The sequence below is a fragment of the Staphylococcus equorum genome, from assembly GCF_001747895.1.
Classification (GTDB): domain Bacteria; phylum Bacillota; class Bacilli; order Staphylococcales; family Staphylococcaceae; genus Staphylococcus; species Staphylococcus equorum_A.
Genome location: NZ_LNNB01000009.1, coordinates 335,822 through 353,279 on the forward strand (window position 1 = coordinate 335,822; position 17,458 = coordinate 353,279).

The following is a 17,458-nucleotide window of genomic DNA, read 5'->3' on the forward strand; positions in this document are numbered from 1 at the left end:
TGATCTTTTATAGAAAAAGGAATGATATTCAATGAACATAGCGATTGAAGCTAAAAACGTGTCAAAAGAGCTTAACCAGAATCTTATCATTAATGATTTGTCTTTTAAAATCCCCAAAAATTCCATAACTTTAGTAAAAGGAATAAATGGAGTAGGTAAAAGCTTAACATTAAAACTTATTTCTAAATTACAGTTACCAAGTAGCGGCAATATTTATACTGATTCTAAAATTAGCTATGCCCCGGATGCATTTCCTAAAAACATTAAAGTAACAGTAAAACAATTTTTATTATTTATAATTAACTCAAATAATCAAATTAATAAAAAACAAGTACATACTATACTGCAAAATTATTTGGATTTATTTTATTTAACTGAATTTCAAGATTTGAAATTGCATCGTTTATCTAAAGGTACATTACAAAAAGTTAATATTATACAATGTCTATTAGCGGATGCTGACATTTTAATTTTCGACGAACCATTTTCAGGTCTAGATAATAAATCAGAAAAACGGTTTGTAAATCATTTACGACAATTAGTTAAAACGAAAACAATTATTATAACAGCGCATGATTACATTTTTGAAAATACTGTAGTCACTCATATACTCAATTTAGACGATTACACATTTAAATCCATCTCTAAGCAAGATACGCAGAAATTAATTACTGTGCAAAGCTATAAACAAAACCACAACTTAATTATGGCAAATAATGAAGGTTCTATACTTTCTATGCTAGAAATTAGCGACAATAAGTTAGCGATACAAGTATATAAATCAAAATCTAACTTAGTTATACAAAATTTAATAAATAATAATTATGAAATTATAGAAGTAAAGGACTTATAATATGCTACTTACTTTTTTAAAATATGAAAATTTAAAGTTTTTAAAATCTTTTATTTTTATACCACCTATTTTTATTTACTTATTATTTCTAATAAGCATCTATATCTATAAAGATGTCCCTGTATTATCTAGTTATGGATCCACATCAATTGTGCTATTTCTTATAATGACTTGGCTTACAATTATTAACTTTAAGCACGATACTATTAACGAACGCTATATTTTATATATCCAATTAAGGTCTAAAAGCAATTATTTAAAGCTTAAAGTTTTATATCTTTTTCTAGTTAGTTGTTTATTAATTCTAGTTTCACTATTCTATCCATTATTAATCCAAGTTTTTAATAAAGAGATTACATTAAATTTAATTTTCATAGGTTTAATCACACATATATTAATGAGTTCTTTTGGGATATTATTAGGTTCTTTTGTAACAAATACACAAATTGCCAGTAAAAACTTTAATTGGCTTCTTACAACACTTATCATAATTGTTACACTGACCAAGGATTTATTAATAGAACAATTTTCATTTTTGCAATGGATATTATGGATTCTTCCTCCTATAAGCAATATTTTGTATCTTTTAAATAAGGATTCTATTCATATATTTAACTTAGACTTTATAACGTTGTGCATTCATTCTGTAATTTATATAGTTATAGTTTTTCTCATGACCAAATATTTTTTCAATAGACAATAAGATAAAAAATTGTTGTTAATACAAAAAGCTTCTAGCCATACGGATACAAGTAGACACTTTAGTATCTTTGAATATTAAATAGAAAGCCCCAATCTATTAGTTTTCTAATAGATTGGGGCTTTCTAATAGAGCATGAGATAATTCTGTCCCACGCCCATTTAAATTTTACTACGACTTTATTATTCAAGTATAACAACTAACTATTCTTTTAAATTATAACTCCAATAATCTCGATTCAATTTACATGTCTTAAAAATGTAAAATTATTAAGCTATATACACGAAAAGCTCAATAATAGCTAGAATTAAAAATACTAAGAAAACTACGCCATAGATATTATTTTTCTTAACACTTTTAGCATTAGCATTTTTTTGCTTTGCTTTATTATTTATATTCGAAAAGAAAGTAATTCCAGAATACACTGCTATAAGCACAGTAATGCCAAATACAACCCATACAGTTAACATTTTAAAACCTCCTTCTAATTCAATAAATCTATTTTCAAATTTGTCATGAAAAATAATAAATCACGATATATATACATTTTAATACATTTTCTTAATTCGTCCAATGTATATTCGTTATAATTTTGTAAAACCATTATTCATCATACAAATAATACTTAAAGTAAGTTATAATTAGTTGAAAAGATATGAATAGAGGGGTTAATATAATGAATGGTCTTAGAAGTGTTACTACAGGGACAAATGATTTAGAAAAAACTAAAACTTTATTTAAAGATATACTCGGACTCAATGTGACAAACAAAGGACAAGCGCTACGTTTTGGAGATGCTGAACTTAATTCTGGGACACGTATACATTTTGTAGAAATACCTAACTATATTAACAATAATAATCATATAGATAATATTGGCTTGCGTGTGCCAAGTGATGAAGGTTTGGATGAGTATAAATCAGTATTAGATAATCATCACATTAATCATGGTGGTATTACCGATTTAAATGGTCATCAATATTTTGATTTTAAAGACCAAAATGATCAAACATTTAATATTTACTCAAATGAACATAATACTGGGACACCATTAGGTATGCCATCATTTGAAAGTACTGTAAATCCGTTACACCAGATCCAAGGATTAGGGCCTGTCCTCTTGAAAGTTAATGAACTTATATTAACGCAATCTATTTTAACTAAAGTTTTTGGACTCATACATTTTGCTGAATACGCACCAACAGACGATGCCGATTATAAAGTACAAGTGTTTCGTATAGGAGACGGCGGGCTAGGTGGCGAGCTACATATTTATGCTGCAAAGGATGAAGTGAAAATGCCTGAACATGGTATAGTTGAACAAATTGAATTTGCTACTGAATCCAAAGCACATTTTCAAAATGCATTGCAACAACTTGAAGTCATTGGTATTCCTTATCAAACATTAGATCAAGATGGCGAACGTTCTTTAAGAATTAGTGAAAAAAGCGGCATCACATTTATATTAACTTTAGAAACAAAACAATAAAGAGAGGTTTTTACAATTATGTTACATGAAACTTGGAAAACAAATACACCTATTAAAAAAGTCGAAGTTGAACATGCAGAAGCGAAAAAATTCACAGTATCTGATATGCTAACAGTAGGTAAACAATATGACGTTATCAATGAAACTGAAGAGTATTATCAAATCATCGATAACTCTGGTCTAGTTGGCGGATATTATAAAGAATATTTTAAAGAAGTATAAGATTTTAAATATATCGTATTACACCATGAACGCAACAAACAATACCTCACAAACTATTGTGAGTTTATAAATTTTCTTATTAAAATAGGGCTAGGGCAAAATATGATAATGTATTCTTGCCCCAGTCTATTTTTAATGATTTTTAACAATCATTAGATAAACATGTAAATGCAAAAGGAGATACAAAACATGACAAATGCACAATATATTAATAGAGACGAGACTGTCTTTAATGATGCTAAATCATTAATGCAATTAAATAAAAATATACTGTTAAAAGGACCAACTGGTTCTGGTAAGACGAAACTTGCAGAAACGTTAAGTGAAACTTTAAATAGACCGATGCACCAAATTAACTGTTCAGTCGATTTAGATGCTGAAAGTTTATTAGGCTTTAAAACAATACAAACAAATGACAATGGGTCACAAGAAATTGTCTTTATAGACGGACCTGTCATACAAGCCATGAAAGAAGGAAATATTCTTTATATTGATGAAATCAATATGGCGAAACCAGAAACACTTCCTATACTGAATGGTGTATTAGACTATCGTAGAAAATTAACTAATCCATTTACAGGAGAAGTTGTAAGTGCAGCACCAGGTTTTAATGTTATTGCAGCAATAAACGTAGGGTACATTGGCACATTACCTATGAATGAAGCATTAAAAAACCGTTTCGTTGTTATTGAAGTAGATTATATTGATGGTGATATTTTAAGTGATGTTATTAAAAACCAAAGCCAGTTAAAAGACGACGCTGTTATCCAAAATATTATAAAGTTCAATGAAGATTTGAGAACAATGACAAAACAAGGTCAAATTTCTGAAGAAGCAGCCAGTATTCGAGCGCTGATTGACTTGAGCGATTTAGCAACAATCATGCCAATAGAACGTGCGATACAGCGTACGATTATAGATAAATTAGAAGACGAACGTGAACAACAAGCAATTAAAAACGCAGTAGAATTAAACTTTTAGTGAGGGATAATCATGAGTGATCGTTTTATAAAATTTAATGACGAACAACTTGATGCAAAGCAAGTCATGATGCTACAAGATTTAGCTCGTCTTTTACTGAAAAATGAACAAGCACACGTTAAAATACAAAAATTTCCATACTATGATCCAATCAATCATACCTTAATTACAAGCTCATTTTGGTCACATAGGAGTAAAGAAATAGAATCCACAGGATTAAAATCAGATGTATTACTTGCTACTTATGGTTATCAAATGATGGATGAAAAAATTGTAAATAAAGTCATTCATAATCGAGAGTTTCAACACCCAAAATTCTTCCAACAACTTTTCAAATTATTAGAAGACAAACGTGTATTAAATACCATAGTTCAATTACGTCCTTCGACAAAGCCTATAATTCAAATGCGTAATGAGGTTAGATTGAATTATACTCAGACACAAATCAAAGTTTATAAAACCAAAACAACTTTTACAGACTTACTATTTTTATATTTAGAAGCATCTTTTTTAACAGAAAACTTTTATGATGTACCGCAAATCCATCCTCAAATTGATGATGTTTTAAATCATATGTATCAATACTTACCTAATTTCTTTTATAATGAAACGTCTGAAGATAACATGTTTTTAGCAGAACGTATCATGTATCAAATCGATGATATTTTAAAAGAAGATATGTTGAACGAATATTATCATTTACCGAAAAAAGTTTATGAAGCAATAGAAGAACTTAATTTTGAGGATATAACGAGAACTGACGCAAGTAACTCAGATGGTCAGTCTGATGAACAAAACGATGAAGACGTTGTAAGCGAAGATATGGAATCTAATAATCAAGATAGTGCGTCAGAAGGTGGCGCTTATTTAGAAATGGAATTACATGAAGGTGAGAATAGTGATGTCATGGGTGATAATGACACCGCACGTGAGGGTGATGCGAGCGATGATATGACTGATATGCAAACTAAAAAGGGCAAAGGCTCTACTGATAACGTTGAAGATGACGAAGGCGGTTCTGTCGGCCATAACCAAGCGTTTGCACTTAAAGGTATCAATCAAAACGTAGAGATTAAATGGAATATTCCAGACATAGAACCACAATATATCAATGATTATCGTGACGTTGAATCTGAAGTCCAGTTTGAGACAAAAGATTTAATCCAAATCATAAAGAAAACAATTGATAGAGAATACCAGGATGAACGTCATAATTTAACTAAAGGAAGACTACAGAAGAATCTACTTAATTGGTTTATTGATGATCAATATAAGCTGTTTTATAAGAAACAAGATTTAAGTCAATCCTTTGACGCTACTTTTACATTGCTCGTTGATGCATCTGCAAGTATGCAAGATAAGATGGAAGAAACGATCAAGGGCGTTGTCCTATTCCATGAAACTTTAAAATCATTAAATGTTAAACATGAGATACTTGCATTTAACGAAGATGCGTTTGATGCAGATGAATCAAATCAACCCAATATTATTGACGAAATCATTTCATACGACCGTTCAATTTTAGAAAAAGATGGACCAAGAATTATGGCTCTAGAGCCTCAAGATGATAATAGAGATGGCGTAGCAATTAGAATAGGAAGTGAACGATTAATGCGTCGTTCACATAATCAACGTTTTCTAATTGTATTTTCAGATGGTGAACCTTCAGCATATAATTATAGTCAAGATGGTATTTTAGACACTTATGAAGCCGTTGAAACTGCTAGAAAAATGGGAATCGAAGTATTCAATGTCTTTTTAAGTCAAGATCCTATTACAGAAGACATAGAACAAACGATTCATAATATTTATGGTCAGTATGCCATCTTTGTAGAAGGCGTAGAAAATTTGCCAAGCCATCTGTCACCATTATTGAAAAAACTTTTATTAAAATCATTTTAGCTAGACTAATTTTTATAAATTAATCGCTATATATTTAAATATTCTGAAATTTATATAGACGGCATCTAATTAAACGTGATAGAATAGGTAATATTATTTTATTGGATTAAAAGGAGAACGTCATATGAATAAAAATACATGGATTATAGGCTTCACATTGTTTGCAATGTTCTTTGGCGCTGGCAACCTTATTTTCCCACCTAATTTAGGTTTAGATAGCGGAGAATATTTCTGGCCATCCATTTTAGCATTTGCATTAACTGGAATCGGATTACCGTTATTAGGCGTTGTTGTAGGTGCATTAGATAAACAAGGCTACATCGGGTCATTAAATAAAATATCACCTAAGTTTTCAGTAGTATTCTTAGTAATTATATACTTAACAATAGGTCCATTATTTGCGATTCCACGTACAGCATCAACATCATTTGAGATGACTGTTACACCAATTGCACAAACAAATAGTAGTTTAGCATTATTTATATTTACAGTTATTTATTTCTTAATTGTATTATATTTATGTATCAATCCTAGTAAAATGGTTGATCGTATCGGGTCATTGCTAACACCATTACTACTTATCACGATATTAGCGATGATTATTAAAGGATTCGTAGATTTTGGTGGTAATGCACCAAGTCAATCTGCAGAATCGTTTACTTCTGGCTTTGCTGGGTTTTCACAAGGGTTTACCAATGGTTACCTAACGATGGATGCTATTGCAGCAATTGCCTTCTCAATGATTGTAGTTAATGCTGTAAAAGCAACAGGCGTTACAAATGCTAATAAGATCTTTAAGCAGACATTATTAGCTGGTTTAATCGCTGCAGTTGCCTTAATGTTCATCTATATTTCTCTAGGTTTTATAGGAAATCACATGGATGTATCGCAAGAAAAAATTGCTAGTTTAACAGCAAAAGATCAAAACATAGGTACATACCTATTAACTACAATGGCAGATGTAGGCTTTGGAACTTTTGGTAAATATCTATTAGGTATTATTGTTGCACTTGCGTGTTTAACTACTGCATGTGGTTTAATCGTTTCAGTGTCAGAATATTTCCATAGAATTTTACCGAAAATTTCTTATAAAGCTTATGTAATTGGATTTACGCTAATTAGTTTTATATTAGCAAATCAAGGTTTAAACTCAGTAATTACAATGTCTGAACCAGTACTTAGTATTGTATATCCAGTAGCAATTACTTCAGTATTACTGATATTGATTGCACGTTTCGTACCAACTAAGCCAATTGCACAACAAATTCCAGTTGCGATTGTTTCTATTGTTTCAATATTAAGTGTAGTACATACACAAGGCTGGATAAAAATGAGCTTTATTGATAGCTTACCTTTAAAAGACTATTCATTAGAATGGTTCCCAATTGCTATAGTCACTACAATCATAGGTTATATTGTAGCTACTATGGTTAAAAATCAAAAACCTATCGTTTACGAAAAAGATTAAAGGTCATTTAAGTAGATTCTGCTCAATATTTAAATGCATCGTTTTTGTAAAGATACAATCCCTTCAAAGTAGTCACTGAAACAGTGATTGCTTTGAAGGGATTTTTTATGTGTAAAAATATCATTTTGCTGTTAAAATCTTCATTTAAATAAAAATATCATTTTTTAAGATGCAGAATTTTCCAATTCCATGATTAATATATAATAATTTAATCTTAAAAATTATAACTATTTTGCAAAGTCCAATTGATTACTAAGAAGAAGTGGGCTATAATCTTAACTTCAAGTGTTTCGTCAGTGACAATAGTAAGTCTCTTGTCACAATCATAAATAGACTTACACATTTTTATTAAAGATGGAAAGTACACGTGTTCATATTCACAAAAACACCATTTGCTATAGCGTAAGACTTCGTTTTCATACTTATAATCTTGAACTCTAAAACAATATTCAATGATATTCTTAAGCAATTTGATAAGTACTGAAAAAGCTAAACTATTTATTATAAAAGACTTAATATAGAGAAAAATAGAGAGAACCTAAAAAGAGGAGTAGAATAACATTAAATTTTCTTATTGGAAAGACAAACTAGATTGGCCGGTGTTTCTTATTAGCGGTGGCATACTCGTATTATTTGTAATTATGTCATCACTATTTACTACAGCAACTTCGGATTTCGTGCAAAAAGGCTTTGAACTATCCATTACATATTTCGGTGCATTTTGGCAAATTTTATTACTAGCAACATTTGCGGTAGGTGCGGTTTTAGCCTTTTCAAAGTATGGCCGTGTAAGGCTCGGAAATGCTTCTAAACCTGAAATGAGTTACTTCAGATGGGCAGCAATTGTGATTACGTCAGGATTAGGCGCAGGCGCTATATTTTGGGCTGCTGCTGAACCTATGTATTATTTTATTGATGTGCCACCAACTATGGATCCAAGTATCAAAGATAGTAGTTCAGCTGCTATACCAGCAGCAATGGCTCAAAGTTTCACATCATGGGGATTCACAGCCTGGGCCGTTTATGGTGCTGTCAGTGGTATCATTATTATGTATGCACATTATAATAAAGGCATGAAAATGCGTCCAAGAACAATTTTATATCCAATATTTGGTAAAAAGATCGAGCATACTAAGACAGGCTCTATGATAGATGTCTTTTGTATTTTAGGTGCTGTAGCTGGAACAATTGGAACAATTGGATTTTTCGGTTTTCAATTTAGTTACTGGTTACATAGTATTTTTGGTATTCCAGATAATATCATTACTCAAGTCTTATCTGTTGCAGGACTTATGGTCATTGTATCTATATCTGCAACTACAGGGATAGATAAAGGTATACAGTTTCTTAGCAAACTAAATATATGGTTAGCAATAGCACTTGCTGTCTTTATATTATTAATAGGCCCTGGTGGTTTTATTATTGATACTTTTATTTCTTCTTATGGAACATATATCACTAATTTCTTAGAAATCAGTACCTTTAGAGGTGATAATCAATGGGCCGGCGCATGGATGCTTTTCTTCTTTGGCTGGTTTATAGGTTATGGTCCTTTAATGGCTATGTTAGTTGCCCGTGTCTCAAAAGGGCGTACAATCAGAGAAATCTTCATACTCGTTTCAGTCGTAGCAGCTGTAGTTTCTCATTTTTGGTTTTCTATTTTAGGTGGAAGTGGATTGTTTTATGAATCTAAAAATAATGGTTCAATTAGTGATCCTTTATCTGAAAATGGTTTACCTGCAGCAGTTATCTCAATTGCTACACAATTACCTTTAGGCAATGTGTTAGTTATAGCTTTACTCATTTTGACACTTATATTTGTAATAACAACTGCCGATACAATGTCATATTCAATTTCTATGTCCGTTACTGGCGAAGGAGATCCGCCTAAAATCATCAGATTATTCTGGGTTGCTATTATGGGTGTAATCTCAATTATTCTTATTAATATTGGTGAGGGTAGTATTAGTGCAATACAGTCCTTTATAATCGTAACAGCAGTACCTATATCGATTATCATGCTTCCTGTCGTTTGGACAGCGCCGAAAATTGCGCACAAACTTGCTGTGGAACAAAATATAGTAACTACTAAATCCTCAGACAAAGTTGACAATACAGAGAATTTAATTAAAAATTCAGCAAATCAACATACAGAAGATTCTAAGCATTAAATAGAGCGATTAGAATTAAATCTCAAAATGAGTGTGAGACATAAGCTTCTCAGATAACTAAAAAATGATGGTTTCTACATGAAATAAAGTAGAATCCATCATTTTTATGTTTTTATCTATTTTTGTAGCTCGATGAGCTACTATTATCCTTATATTTATTGCCATTCATGCTAATCCTACTTCTCGTTTTAAAGTTATGTTAGATTAACTTTATTATACGAAAGCGTCTTATTTTTTGTATTAATTTATATAATTGTACAGATTTTAAATAGAAAAAGTAGATGGGGCGGGGAGAAATCAAAATTTGATTTTCTGTCCCGACTCCATCTACTTTATTTGTTCATAAAACTTTATTTATTATCTTTCATATCTAACAATTGATTTTGTAATTCTGATTCAAGTTGATTTAATTCTGTTTCTGCTTGTTTACGTTTAGTACGGCCTTGTTCTTGGATTTGAAGTGTCTGTTCAATTGTTTCAATAATATCATTTTGTGTTGTTTTGAGTGTCTCGATATCAACGACACCACGTTCATTTTCAGTAGCTGTTTCTAACGCGTTTTGTTTTAATAATTCAGAGTTTTTTAATAGTAAATCATTTGTAGTATCTGTAACTGCCTTTTGAGCTGACACAGCATTACGTTGTCTCATCAATGTTAATGCAATAGACATTTGGTTTTTCCATAATGGAATACTCGTTAAAATTGAACTTTGAATTTTCTCAGCAAGTGCTTGGTTTACGTTTTGAATCATACGTATTTGAGGTGCTGTTTGAATTGCAATCTGTCTTGATAACTGCAAATCATAAATTCGTTTATCTAAACGATCTATAAATTGTTCCATATCAGATGCTGCTTGCACATCCATTTGGTTACCTGTCGTTTTTGCTTGTGTTCTTAGTTTAGGTACTTCAGTCTGTTGAAGTGCATGCTGTTTCTTTTTAGCTGCTTCAATATATAAAGACAATTCTTCAAAATAATCTTTATTCATATTGTATAATTCATCTAACATGTCTATATCTTTTTTTAAGTTATTTTTATGCTTATCTAACTCAATAGAGATACGATCAATCTGTGAACCTACAGATTGCATTTTAGAAAAGATTTCATTAACAGATGCTTTCGTACGTTTAAATATGCGTTTCAACTTAGATTGGTTTTCTGGATTAAGTTCTTCAGGATTAACTGACTTTAATTTACTCATTAAACCATTCAGAGACTCACCCACAGGGCCAACATCTGTTGTGTTAACTTCATTTAAAATACGGTGTGAGAACTGTGACATATTTGATTGTGCTTGTGTACCATAATTCAGTAAACCATCATTATCCATTGGCTTTATTTGTTCGCTCAACTTATCGATTTTTTGTTGTTCCTCTTGAGTATATTGCGTTTTATTATTGATTATTTCATTTTGATTAGCTGACTGTTCATCAATATATTTGTCCAATGGATGTGAACTTAAAAAGTCTTGTTCTTTAGCCATTCAATTTCTCTCCATTCTTAATTCTATGTTATTTATTTCTTTTTTGTTCCATTTTGTTTAATTCCATCTCTATATCTAACTGGCTATAGTCTTCGTTATTAATTCTCTTCAAGTCAGCAACTAAAGTTCTTTTCACTTCGTCTAAAGTAATTCTTGTTTGTTCTAATTTTTGTTTTTCTTCTTTAGATTTTTTAGGTGACTTAGATAATCTTGTATATGCTTCAATTAAATTTAATGCATTATCAATATGTGAATAGAAGAAACCTTCTACTTTGAAAAATGAACCTGGTTGTTGTTTCACTGCAAAATAAATTGCGCGAGAAATTCGGTATATTTCATTCACTTGTCTAAAATCTTTAATCGATCTCACATTTACAAATGTTTTCAAAATTCTTCTAATCTTATCTTGTGCATTGTTTAACTGACTATTTACAAAATGATAATCACGACGTGATAGACCAATTTCATTTAAATATTTTCTAGAAGTTAAACGTTGAGTAGGGAAGTAAATTGCCAAGAACGTTACCGCAGAAATAAGAAAATCAAATATAACATAAATATCAAGAGCAAAAACACTAGTAAACCATGCGATAACTGCTACTGGAAAAGCTATGATTGTCCCAAAAATACGTGAAATAGTATATCTCAAACTTCATCTTCCTTTATATAGTTTTAAAATCCTTTAATGATTCATCAATATTCAATTCTTCTATAGTATAATCTTCAACATGCGAGGCAGGTGACGCACCGTCTATAACTGCATTTAAAAATGGAGTTAATGCTTTTTCATTTCCTTGCGCATAAATATCAACATAATTATCAATATTTTCAACTGTGCCTACAATATTATACTTTCTAGCTATCTTCTGTGTATAGTATCGGAAACCTACACCTTGCACCATTCCAAATACTTTAACGTGTTTGCACTGCATATTATCACCTCTTAGTAGTATTATACGAAATTTTAGGCCACAAAACTAATATTTACGTTTGAGCAACGTATGTATATAGGCCAAAAGTATGAGTCAGATAACTTGATTTTGTATATTATCTAGTTAAAATATTACACATAGACAAATTGTGCGACTCTAATTAAATTATATAAAGTATATAACTAGTTCTATTCATATCTATTTATAACCGTGGGGGATTTTATTTAGAGTGGATGTATGAAGACCATACATAAGTATAATCAACTTGTTCTATTAAGCTTAAAATTTAGAACACGCTATTTAAATGTTTTGAAAATATTTTTGAGCTGACTATGAAAGGGTGAAATGAAATGTGGACAGTTGCAAAAATTCGGGCTGACTATGAAGGCTGGTGGTTATTTAGTGACTGGACTGATCATATCGTAGAACAACATAATTTTGAGACTTATAACGAGATGTTAAGCCAATATCAATCAATCATTTTAAAATGTAAAAAAGATTATGATAACTATTTAGTTGGAAAATATAATATTCATGCGTTTTATAATAATTGCGATTTAGGATTTTGTGAAGATTGCGATGAAGATTTACAAATATTCTATAGTTTTATTGTTTTAAATAATAATGAAGTATATTATAAATTACCTATTGTTGAATAAACAGTTTATTCAGATTTGTATTGCAATTTTATTTAAATTGCTTTATACTGTTAGTCAAGCAATAGTTTTATTCCATATTGCAAAGAATATTGTACTAACAGACTTGAACTGTGAAATTGTATTTTTTGTAATATGCGAATAACGCATATTGAATGAATATTAGTCTTGGAGGTTTCACAGTTATGAAACAAGGTACAGTAAAATGGTTTAACGCCGAAAAAGGTTTTGGTTTTATCGAAGTTGAAGGAGAAAACGACGTGTTCGTACACTTCTCAGCAATTAACCAAGAAGGATACAAATCATTAGAAGAAGGTCAATCAGTTGAATTTGAAGTAGTTGAAGGCGACCGCGGTCCTCAAGCTGCAAACGTTGCTAAACTATAATATAGATTTCTATATTGACTTTATTTAAAAAGAACCTTGTCAAAGGTTCTTTTTTTATATATAGGTGCCTTTACATTTTAAATATGTTAGGGCGCCTTAATGCATGCGACAAGCATGTAATCCTCTATTTCCGTCGATGAAATCGAGTTAGGCTTTCTTAATTCTTGCGACAAGCATGTAATCCGCTAATGCTTCTTAGATTACATTTTAATTATGTTAGGGCGACTTAATGCGTGCGACAAGCATGTAATCCTTTATTTTCGTCGATGAAATCGAGTTAGGCTTTCTTAATGTGTGCAATATACATATATTCATTCAATATAGGCATTTAAAGAGCTTTCAATTATAATCATGACCAATTAACCCAGAACTTTATATTGTTTGTTTAACACGCTTAAAACACCATTTTAAAAACATTAAAAAAGGTTGTTAGCATGCCCAGTAGGGAATAGCTAGCAACCTTTTTTCTTATATAGTCATTTATTTTGTATCATTAATGATTAATTGACGTAATGATTGACGCTTAATAACTTCTCTTGCTTTTCCATCTTTCAAGAAAAATACGGACGGTTTCTGCATTTGGTTATAATTTGATGCCATTGAATAATGATAAGCACCAGTTGATAAAATAGCTAAATAATCGCCACGTTTAACTGTACTTGGTAATTGTGCATCTTTGATAATAATATCTCCAGATTCACATAATTTACCTGCCAGTGTTACAGTTTCATCCTTTGGATCATTTCTATTAACCAGTAGAGCTTCATACTTCGCATCATAAAGAGAGGTACGAATATGATCACTCATGCCACCATCGATTGACACATATTTATTCACATTAGGAATATCTTTAATTGTACCTACTTCATATAAAGTAATACCTGCTTCTCCTACAATTGAACGTCCAGGTTCAATACCAATTTCTGGAATAGGGTAATCAGCTTCTTGTGCTATCGTTTTAATTGCTTCAGTTATTTCTGCAATACCATCTTCGATAGGGAAGCTCACATCACCTTCGACATACTTAATACTAAAGCCGCCACCTAAATTGATCAATTCTATCTGAATGTCATTTTCTTTCAGCCATTGGATAACTAATTTAGTAGTTTCAATCATAGCTTCAGTACCTTCAATTTGCGAACCTACATGGAAGTGAACACCTTTAAGATTTAAGCGCTTAGCATCTTTAACTTTTTTGACACCTTCAATCGCCAAACCATGTTTGATAGACAAGCCAAATTTACTATCTTCTTGTCCAGTTTGAATAAATTCATGTGTATGTGCTTCAACTCCAGGATTTAACCTTAACACTACATTCACTTCTTCACTTGCATAACGGTTAATAAGATCAATTTCTTCTAAAGAGTCAATCACAATATAACCCACTTTACTTTCTAAGGCATATTGTATTTCACGTTTTGTCTTATTATTACCATGAAAATGTATGTGCTGTGCATCAAAACCAGCAGCTAATGCTGTGTATAATTCACCTTCAGATACTACATCTAATTCGAGTCCTTCTTCTTCTACTAATTTAACCATTTGTAAACAAGTAAATGCTTTAGAAGCATATGAAATATTATAGTTTAATCCGCTCTTTTGAAAAGCTTCATGAAAACGTCTCATTTGTGTTCTGATTTGCGTTTCATCATAAACAATCGTAGGCGTCCCAAAACTTTGTGCTATCGTTTTAAGACTTGTACCTCCAATTGTAAGCTCTCCTTTATCATTGTATTCTACTACCATAATTTATCTATACTCCTTTATTAGTGAGTCATGATTCATCGCGCTTAATTGTTCAGAATTCGCGCCCACACCTTTAAATGTGAACTCATCTACGCGTATATCGTTATTATATAGTATCACTTCATCTTGTGCACGAACATTGCTATCTACTTCCACAAACATATGACTCATCATTAACGCACGTATAGGATAACGTTTACCGTTAATCAATGCTTCGTGTTGTGCTCTTGATTTAAGTATACCATCGCCGTAACCAACATCTACGACTGCTAACCTTGTTTCATCTTGTGTAGCTTCATAAGCAAAACTATACCCACAATAATCTCCTTGATTAACTTCACGCACTTGGATGACATTACCTTTAACAGTCAATGATTGTTTAATTGCTGTTTCCTCTACATGACTGTATGGTCTTGAACCATACAATGCAATGCCAACACGTGCGTGTGTATGATGGGGGAAAACACCATTTTCTCGATAATAACTCGCACTATTTTGAGCATGAATTAGATCAAACTGATAGCCCTCAGTCAATAAAGTATCTACAACGTCTAACCATGCTTTTCGCTCAATTTCATAATCAGGAACATCAAATTCGTCTGCATATCCAAAGTGTGTCCATAAGCCAGTTATTATCATGCGCTGTTCATTTTTATTTTGCGCATGATGTATAAGGACTTCTCTCATTTCTGCAATTGATTTCAATCCTGAACGATGTAATAAATTTTCATATTCTAAATGAACTTGAATATCATATAAATCTTCTACATGTTCATAATAGAAGTCTAGAGAAGGTAAAGTCATCTGAATATGATAGGCACGTAGTTTATCGAATTCATAAACTGCATTCATTAAAAATATCGTAGCGTCGGGTGCAAGTTTACGAATTCGGATTGCTTCTCTCAAAGAAGTTGTACTAAAAGTTTGGATACCAGCTTTTTTAAATTGTTGAACAGCAAATTCCAAACCGTAATGGTAAGCATTATTTTTAACTACAGCCATGAGTTGGTTATCTTGCGCTACATTTACTGCATTTTCATAAAATTTCTCTGTATCTACTGACCAAATGGCTGTCATTGTACACGCACCTCACTATAGGATTTTAGAAGTTGTTCATAATAATCTGCAATACGTATGAGCATATATTCATTGAAATTTAAATGAGAAGTGTGTAAGCCAGTTACATAACCCTTCTCCTCATCGCGTACACCAACAAATACAAAATAACTCGGCGCAAGTTGACTATAAAAGCTGAAATCTTCGCCAAATAAATAAGGTGTAGGTTTATCAATAATTTCAAAATCTGCATTTTCCAATCCATGTTCAACATGTTTACGTAGTAATGGATCATTATAAGTAGGTGGGTAACCTTCTTCAAACTTCACTTCACATTCTACATTAAATAATAAGCTGACACTTTCAGCAATTTTGGCCATTTGTTGTTTCACGATTTCTAAGTCATGAACATCATATGTTCTGATTGTACCTTCTAGATAACCATGACTAGGGACAGTATTAATCGCTTCTCCAGCTTCAAAATGACCCATATGGACAATATTTCGTTTTAAACCGTTCAAATGATATTGTTGAATTTGTCCTACTTGGCTTAATACATGTTGTAATGCTTCTCCACAAGAATGTCCTTGTTCTTTATCCGCAACATGACTAGAAAGGCCATTTAGATAAAATCTATATTCAGTAGCACTTGCCGTTATTTCTTCATCTCGTATAACAACTTTACCTTCATTTTCAAAGGGCATAACATGAATACCAAATACTGCTTCAATTTCATAATTTTTAAAGGCACCAGCACGAATTAATCGATTTGCACCGCCACCTGTTTCTTCAGCAGGTTGAAATATAAAAACGATACTTTGCGGTAACGTTCCTTGATCAGCCATCGCTTTACATCGTTTAACAAACAGCATTAACGCAGTAGTGTGCCCATCATGTCCGCAAGCATGCATCACATTATCTGTTAAACTTTTGTAAGCTACATCGTTTTCTTCAAAAATAGGCAATGCATCAATATCTGCACGATAAGCTATCGTATGCTCACCGTTCCCAGGTAAATAAGCAACCAACCCTGTATCAAGAGGGCGTTCATAACTGATACTTAATTCATCTAAGAAAGAAGCAATATAGGTAGTAGTTTCATATTCATGTAGACTTAGCTCTGGGTTTTGATGCAAATGACGTCTATGTGTTGTTACGAATTCTAATTCATTCATTTTAAATCAAATCCTTTTAGTTTTATTAATTAACTTCAGATTTTAATCTAAAGCACTTTGTTTATATGTATAAAAAATCGAAAACATAATATTAAAAAAATGAGGAGGTAAGACCGATTCATCAATGTATAATGGATAGCAACTTTTTAAAAGTTATAAACGCCATCATTAATTACATCTTGTCTCGTCTTAAACCTCCTACATTAATATTTATGGATGTTCATATTAAGAAGCATA

16 protein-coding genes are annotated in these 17,458 nt (G+C 31.4%); 9 read left to right on the top strand and 7 right to left on the bottom strand.

Translation table 11 applies throughout. The features are described 5' to 3' along the window. Window positions 1–31: 31 nt before the first annotated feature. Window positions 32–853, top strand: coding sequence for an ATP-binding cassette domain-containing protein (locus AST02_RS03490; RefSeq protein ID WP_069815654.1), 822 nt, complete (start codon window positions 32–34; stop codon window positions 851–853). Window positions 854–1,822: 969 nt separating this feature from the next. Here the strand turns inward: AST02_RS03490 and AST02_RS03500 are convergent. Next, a complete protein-coding gene (locus AST02_RS03500; RefSeq protein ID WP_002507627.1) occupies window positions 1,823–2,023 on the bottom strand; it encodes a hypothetical protein in 201 nt (66 codons plus the stop codon). A gap of 206 nt (window positions 2,024–2,229) precedes the next feature. On the opposite strand from AST02_RS03500, the gene AST02_RS03505 reads away from it, so the two are divergent. From AST02_RS03505 to AST02_RS03530, 6 genes are all read left to right on the top strand, one after another. Then, window positions 2,230–3,042, top strand: a complete 813-nt coding sequence (locus tag AST02_RS03505) for a VOC family protein (RefSeq protein WP_046465319.1) — start codon at window positions 2,230–2,232, stop codon at window positions 3,040–3,042. Window positions 3,043–3,060: 18 nt separating this feature from the next. Continuing rightward, window positions 3,061–3,264 (top strand): DUF6501 family protein, encoded by a 204-nt coding sequence (locus tag AST02_RS03510; protein WP_002507630.1) that lies wholly within the window; start codon window positions 3,061–3,063, stop codon window positions 3,262–3,264. Between the two features lie 189 nt (window positions 3,265–3,453). Then, window positions 3,454–4,245 carry an ATP-binding protein gene (locus AST02_RS03515; protein ID WP_046465318.1) on the top strand — a complete coding sequence of 264 codons (792 nt, stop codon included), beginning with the start codon at window positions 3,454–3,456 and terminating at the stop codon, window positions 4,243–4,245. A gap of 12 nt (window positions 4,246–4,257) precedes the next feature. Then, a complete protein-coding gene (locus AST02_RS03520; RefSeq protein ID WP_069815659.1) occupies window positions 4,258–6,147 on the top strand; it encodes a vWA domain-containing protein in 1,890 nt (629 codons plus the stop codon). Window positions 6,148–6,271: 124 nt separating this feature from the next. After that, window positions 6,272–7,615 (top strand): branched-chain amino acid-like transporter carrier protein BrnQ3, encoded by a 1,344-nt coding sequence (brnQ3, locus tag AST02_RS03525; RefSeq protein ID WP_069815661.1) that lies wholly within the window; start codon window positions 6,272–6,274, stop codon window positions 7,613–7,615. Window positions 7,616–8,256: 641 nt separating this feature from the next. After that, the gene (locus tag AST02_RS03530; RefSeq protein ID WP_226957421.1) at window positions 8,257–9,786 is read left to right on the top strand and encodes a BCCT family transporter; all 1,530 of its coding nucleotides are present in this window, start codon (window positions 8,257–8,259) and stop codon (window positions 9,784–9,786) included. Between the two features lie 350 nt (window positions 9,787–10,136). Here AST02_RS03530 and AST02_RS03535 read toward each other — a convergent pair whose 3' ends face one another. The 3 genes from AST02_RS03535 to AST02_RS03545 are packed head-to-tail and all read right to left on the bottom strand — an operon-like array spanning window position 10,137 to window position 12,202. Continuing rightward, complete coding sequence (locus AST02_RS03535) at window positions 10,137–11,270, bottom strand: toxic anion resistance protein (protein ID WP_046465314.1); 1,134 nt, start codon at window positions 11,268–11,270, stop codon at window positions 10,137–10,139. Between the two features lie 28 nt (window positions 11,271–11,298). After that, window positions 11,299–11,919: a 5-bromo-4-chloroindolyl phosphate hydrolysis family protein gene (locus tag AST02_RS03540; protein ID WP_046465313.1), complete on the bottom strand. Its 621-nt coding sequence runs from the start codon at window positions 11,917–11,919 to the stop codon at window positions 11,299–11,301. Between the two features lie 13 nt (window positions 11,920–11,932). Beyond that, window positions 11,933–12,202: an acylphosphatase gene (locus tag AST02_RS03545; protein ID WP_046465312.1), complete on the bottom strand. Its 270-nt coding sequence runs from the start codon at window positions 12,200–12,202 to the stop codon at window positions 11,933–11,935. Between the two features lie 350 nt (window positions 12,203–12,552). Between AST02_RS03545 and msaA the strand changes: the two genes are divergently transcribed. Both msaA and cspA read left to right on the top strand, forming a co-directional pair. After that, window positions 12,553–12,861 (top strand): regulatory protein MsaA, encoded by a 309-nt coding sequence (msaA, locus tag AST02_RS03550; protein WP_002507638.1) that lies wholly within the window; start codon window positions 12,553–12,555, stop codon window positions 12,859–12,861. A gap of 182 nt (window positions 12,862–13,043) precedes the next feature. Further along, window positions 13,044–13,244: a cold shock protein CspA gene (gene cspA, locus AST02_RS03555; protein ID WP_002507639.1), complete on the top strand. Its 201-nt coding sequence runs from the start codon at window positions 13,044–13,046 to the stop codon at window positions 13,242–13,244. A 480-nt stretch (window positions 13,245–13,724) separates the two neighbouring features. Here the strand turns inward: cspA and lysA are convergent, their stop codons facing one another. The 3 genes from lysA to AST02_RS03570 are packed head-to-tail and all read right to left on the bottom strand — an operon-like array spanning window position 13,725 to window position 17,221. Next, a complete protein-coding gene (gene lysA / locus AST02_RS03560) occupies window positions 13,725–14,990 on the bottom strand; it encodes a diaminopimelate decarboxylase (protein ID WP_069815665.1) in 1,266 nt (421 codons plus the stop codon). 3 nt (window positions 14,991–14,993) lie between these two features. Continuing rightward, window positions 14,994–16,067 (bottom strand): alanine racemase, encoded by a 1,074-nt coding sequence (locus AST02_RS03565; RefSeq protein ID WP_046465310.1) that lies wholly within the window; start codon window positions 16,065–16,067, stop codon window positions 14,994–14,996. Then, the gene (locus AST02_RS03570; RefSeq protein ID WP_046465309.1) at window positions 16,064–17,221 is read right to left on the bottom strand and encodes an amidohydrolase; all 1,158 of its coding nucleotides are present in this window, start codon (window positions 17,219–17,221) and stop codon (window positions 16,064–16,066) included. Before AST02_RS03570 ends, AST02_RS03565 begins: the two co-directional genes overlap by 4 nt. Window positions 17,222–17,458 lie beyond the last annotated feature (237 nt).